Origin of the sequence: Azospirillum sp. B506 (genome assembly GCF_000333595.1) — a bacterium.
Taxonomy (GTDB): Bacteria; Pseudomonadota; Alphaproteobacteria; order Azospirillales; family Azospirillaceae; genus Azospirillum.
Window position 1 is genome coordinate 1 of record NZ_BADK01001011.1, and the last position, 4,438, is coordinate 4,438.

Genomic DNA, 4,438 nt, shown 5'->3' on the forward strand with positions numbered 1-4,438 from the left:
CTTCTGGTCACGGGCTGGTCGGGCTGATCTATTTCGCCCTGTGCTACCCGCTGTCGCTGTCGGCCAAGGCGCTGGAAAGGAAGCTCAATGTCGCCCGTTAAGACACCTCTGGTGAAGCTGTCCGCCATCCGCAAGTCCTTCGGCCCGGTGGAGGTGCTGAAGGGCGTCGACATGGCGGTGCAGGAGGGGCAGGTCGTCGCCATGATCGGCCGCAGCGGCTCCGGCAAGAGCACGCTGCTGCGCAGCATCAACGGGTTGGAGCGCATCGACGCCGGCGTGATCGAGGTGGACGGCGAATGCGTCGACCCCGGCCAGATCGACCTGCGGGCGCTGCGCCAGAAGGTCGGCATGGTGTTCCAGCAGTTCAACCTGTTCCCCCACCTGACCGCCGGCGAGAATGTCATGCTGGCGCTGAAGGTGGTGAAGAAGCAGGACAAGGCTACCACCCGCGCCGCCGCGGAATCGGCGCTGGCCAAGGTCGGGCTGGGGCACAAGTTCGACGCCTACCCGTCGCAGCTGTCGGGCGGCCAGCAGCAGCGCGTCGCCATCGCCCGGTCGCTGGCGATGGCGCCCAAGGTGCTGCTGTGCGACGAGATCACCTCGGCGCTCGACCCCGAACTGGTCGCCGAGGTGCTGGGCGTGGTGCGCAAGCTGGCGGAAGAGGGCATGACGCTGATCCTGGTGACGCACGAGATGCGCTTCGCCCGCGAGGTCTGCGACCGGCTGGTCTTCATGCATGGCGGCCGCATCGCCGAGCAGGGACTGCCGGCCGAGCTGTTCGACCGGCCGTCCACGCCGGAACTGGCGCAGTTCATCGGCATGGTGGAAGCGCGCTGAGCGGCGCGCCCTCTCCTCTCCTTTCCTGGACGTTTTCCTGAGCGTCGGGGTCCGGCCGCCATGGCGGTCCGGGCGCCCGACCTTTTGCCATGTCCGGACGGCGTCCCCCGAACCGGCACGGACTCGTGGACCGCGCGTGCGGTCCGACGGCCGGTTGCCGGCTGAATTATAGGAATAATGTCTAGTGGAAAACTTCTTAACACCGCCCCCGCGTGGCAGTCAGACCTCACGACTCTTAACTTTTTTGCTGACAAAACAGGTCTTTTTCGAATTCGTCTTACTCCCATAGCCGTAATTCTGCCCGTCAGGTCATTACCAATCCAGTGCCCGAATGTATCAGTATACGAGACTCATATCTGCCATCATCTCGCGGTAATTTTGAAATAATGATGCGCACTTCTGGCATTTGTATCCTATGATCGCGTCTATGTCTTTCGAGATCGACTTTTAAAAATCAGGTAAAACGAAGAAAATATTGAACTATGCAAAGGAAGACTGTCAGAAGCCTCTTCGGGCTTGTGACCAAGATGGGATATAGTTCGCTGGTCTGATGCCTGTCCCTTGAGCGCTGCTGTGACGGGCTGGGCCAAATTTGCCACAAGCTTCGAGAAAAGTTAACCGGGCTTGGAAAGGTTTCGTTAACCATTAAAGCCCCAGCATGGCTTCAACGCAACGGAAATAGGAACGAAGTCATGAGCACGACCACCGCGCCGAGCAAGATCGTCGTCAACGCCTACGGCCAGTCCCAGGATGGCGTCGCGCCGCATTTCAAGCTTCTGGTGGATGGTCAGGAGGTCGGTTCGGCCAATGCGGCCGACCCCTCGTCGAAGGCATACAGCTTCACCGCCGACCTTGCGGCGAACACGGCGCACAAGATCCAGGTCGTCTACGACAACGACACGGCGACCGGCGCCTTTCGCGACCTTTATATCCAGTCGATCGAGGTCAACGGCCACTCGCTGAAGCCGACCGACGCCATCTATGAGCGCCACGACGATGCCGCCCCGGCGCCGACCCAGGCCGGCCAGGAAGCCATGTGGTGGGACGGCGCGCTGACCTTCAACACCCCCGCCGGCTATTACGGCGGTGCGCAGACCGCCGTTCCGGCCACCCCCGCCGCGCCGGCCGCCGGCACCGCGCAGAACGTCATCACCGTGAACGCCGCCGGCAGCGAGGCGGGCGGTGTCGGCGCACACTTCACCGTGCTGGTCGACGGCAAGCAGATCGGCGAAGGCACGGCCACCGGCTCGGAAGCCAAGGATTACAAGTTCACCGCCGATCTGGCGCAGGGCAAGGCCCACGCCGTCGAGGTGAAATACGACAATGACGCCGTCATCGACGGCGCCGACCGCAACCTGTATGTCCACAGCGTCAGCGTCGACGGCAAGACCGTGGCGGCCACCGACTCCGCCGTGTCGGTCCACCGCACCGCCGACGGCGCCGACCTGGGCGCCACCACCGACCTCTATTGGGACGCCACGCTGACCGCCAAGCTGGACGCCAGCCACTTCGCGGCCTCGACTGGGTCCACGGGGGGCTCCACGGGGGGCTCAACCGATGCGGGCAAGGGCGGCACCGGCGGGGGCTCTACGGGGGGCAGCACCGGCGGCTCCACTGGCGGCTCCTCGCTGTCGCTGACGGTCGGCAACGTCACGGTGTCCGATCCCGGCATGGTGAAGAGCAGCAGCTCGATCAACGGCTTCCTGCACACCAACGGCAACCAGATCGTCGACGAGAGCGGCAATAACGTCCGGCTGACCGGCGTCAACTGGTTCGGCGGCGAGGGCTACAACTATGTGCCGTCGGGCCTGTGGGCGGACAGCTACCAGCACCACATCGACAGCATGAAGAGCCTGGGCTTCAACGTCATCCGCCTGACCTGGGCCGACGACATGTTCGACAGCACGGCGGTCACCAACGGCATCGATTATTCGAAGAACCCGGACCTGAAGGGCCTGACCCGGCTGGAGGTCTATGACAAGGTCATCGACTATGCCGGCAAGAACGGCATCAAGGTGATCCTCGACCACCACCGCAACGACGGCGGCGCCGGCACCAACGAGCACGGGCTGTGGTACACCGACAACAACCCCGAATCGAAGGTGATCGAAGACTGGAAGATGCTGGCCAAGCATTATGCCGGCAACGACGCGGTGATCGGCGCCGACCTGCACAACGAGCCGAGCGTGTCGGCCACCTGGGGTGACGGCAACCAGGCCACCGACTGGGCCGCGGCGGCCGAGCGCATCGGCAACTCCATCCAGTCGGTCAATAAGGACTGGCTGCTGCTGGTCGAGGGCACGGAGTGGAGCAGCACGCTGGCCGGCGTGAAGGATCATCCCATCGAGTTCGACGTGCCGAACAAGCTGGTCTATTCGCCGCACGCCTATGGCCAGAGCGTCGGCCAGTTCAGCTGGCTGTCGGACCCGAACTATCCGAACAACCTGCCGGCCCAGTACGACAGCATGTGGGGCTACATCTACAAGAACAACATCGCCCCGATCCTGGTCGGCGAGTTCGGCGGCCAGATGACCAGCGCCGCCGAGCAGACCTGGGCCAGCACGCTGATCAAGTACATGAACGGCGACTGGAACCTGGACGGCAAGAGCGATCTAGCCGCCGGCCAGCAGGGCATGAACTGGACCTACTGGGCCTGGACGCCGGAATCGGGCGATGTCGGCGGCCTGCTGGAGAACGACTACAAGACCGTCGATCCGACCAAGATGAACATCATCAAGGCGGGTCTGGCGGCCAACTCCGGCAGCTCCGGCACGGTCGCCGGCAGCGACGAGGCGGTCTTCACCGTGCAGCTGGCCAAGGCGGTCACCACCGCCACCACCATCGACTATGCGACCGAGGACGGCACCGCCAAGGCCGGCAGCGACTACACCGCCGCCCATGGCAGCCTGACCTTTCAGCCGGGCGAGACCACCAAGACGGTCACCGTCCACATCAACGGCGACAACAACGCCAATGAAGGCACGGAGAATTTCCTGCTGCACCTGACCCACGGCAACACGAACCTGGGCACCGCCACCGGTTTCATCACCGACCACGCGGCGTAAGGGGCAGCGCCTCCACCGCACTACGGGGCCGGTTCGCGTCGTCACTGACGCGGGCCGGCCTTTTTGTTTTTCAGCCCTCCCGGCCGTCCCGGTTCCGCGTCCGGAAGAAGGCGTTCAGGGCGTCGAACGGCTCGGCCTCGGCCAGCGCGTCGAACCGGCCGTGGTCGGCGAGCATCCGCGCCGCCCGCAGGAAGCCGCCCCAGGCGGCGCGGCTGAGTGCGCTGCCCAGGCTGATCCGCCGCACGCCGAGATCGGCGATCTGCGCCACCGTCAGTCCGATCGGCGCCGAGACCAGCAGGTTGAGCGGCTTGGGCGCCACCGCCTCGACCGCCGCCCGGATGGTTTCGGGCGTGCGCAGGCCCGGCGCATAGAGGACATCGGCACCCGCCGCCGCATAGGCCGGCAGCCGGCGCATCGCCTCCTCGATGGCGGCCGGATGATCGACCAGCATGGCCTCGCAACGGGCGGTCAGCAGGACGCCCGTCCCGCGCAGAGTCTCCGCCGCCGCGGCGATGCGCTCGACCGCCCGATGAAAT

At 65.0% G+C, this 4,438-nt stretch carries 3 protein-coding genes; 2 read left to right on the plus strand and 1 reads right to left on the minus strand.

Translation table 11 applies throughout. The features are described 5' to 3' along the window. The first annotated feature begins 87 nt into the window (after nt 1–87). A complete protein-coding gene (locus tag I71_RS31155) occupies nt 88–837 on the plus strand; it encodes an amino acid ABC transporter ATP-binding protein (protein WP_042703484.1) in 750 nt (249 codons plus the stop codon). 692 nt (nt 838–1,529) lie between these two features. Then, nucleotides 1,530–3,902 carry a cellulase family glycosylhydrolase gene (locus tag I71_RS31160; RefSeq protein WP_042703486.1) on the plus strand — a complete coding sequence of 791 codons (2,373 nt, stop codon included), beginning with the start codon at nt 1,530–1,532 and terminating at the stop codon, nt 3,900–3,902. A gap of 70 nt (nt 3,903–3,972) precedes the next feature. Here the strand turns inward: I71_RS31160 and I71_RS31165 are convergent. Beyond that, on the minus strand, nt 3,973–4,438 hold a 466-nt coding region (locus tag I71_RS31165), incomplete at its 5' end, for an isocitrate lyase/phosphoenolpyruvate mutase family protein (protein WP_042703488.1).

Coding starts and splice junctions, on each gene's coding strand:
- I71_RS31155 (WP_042703484.1), top strand. CDS start 88: ATGTCGCCCGTTAAGACACCTCTGGTGAAGCTGTCCGCCATCCGCAAG.
- I71_RS31160 (WP_042703486.1), top strand. CDS start 1,530: ATGAGCACGACCACCGCGCCGAGCAAGATCGTCGTCAACGCCTACGGC.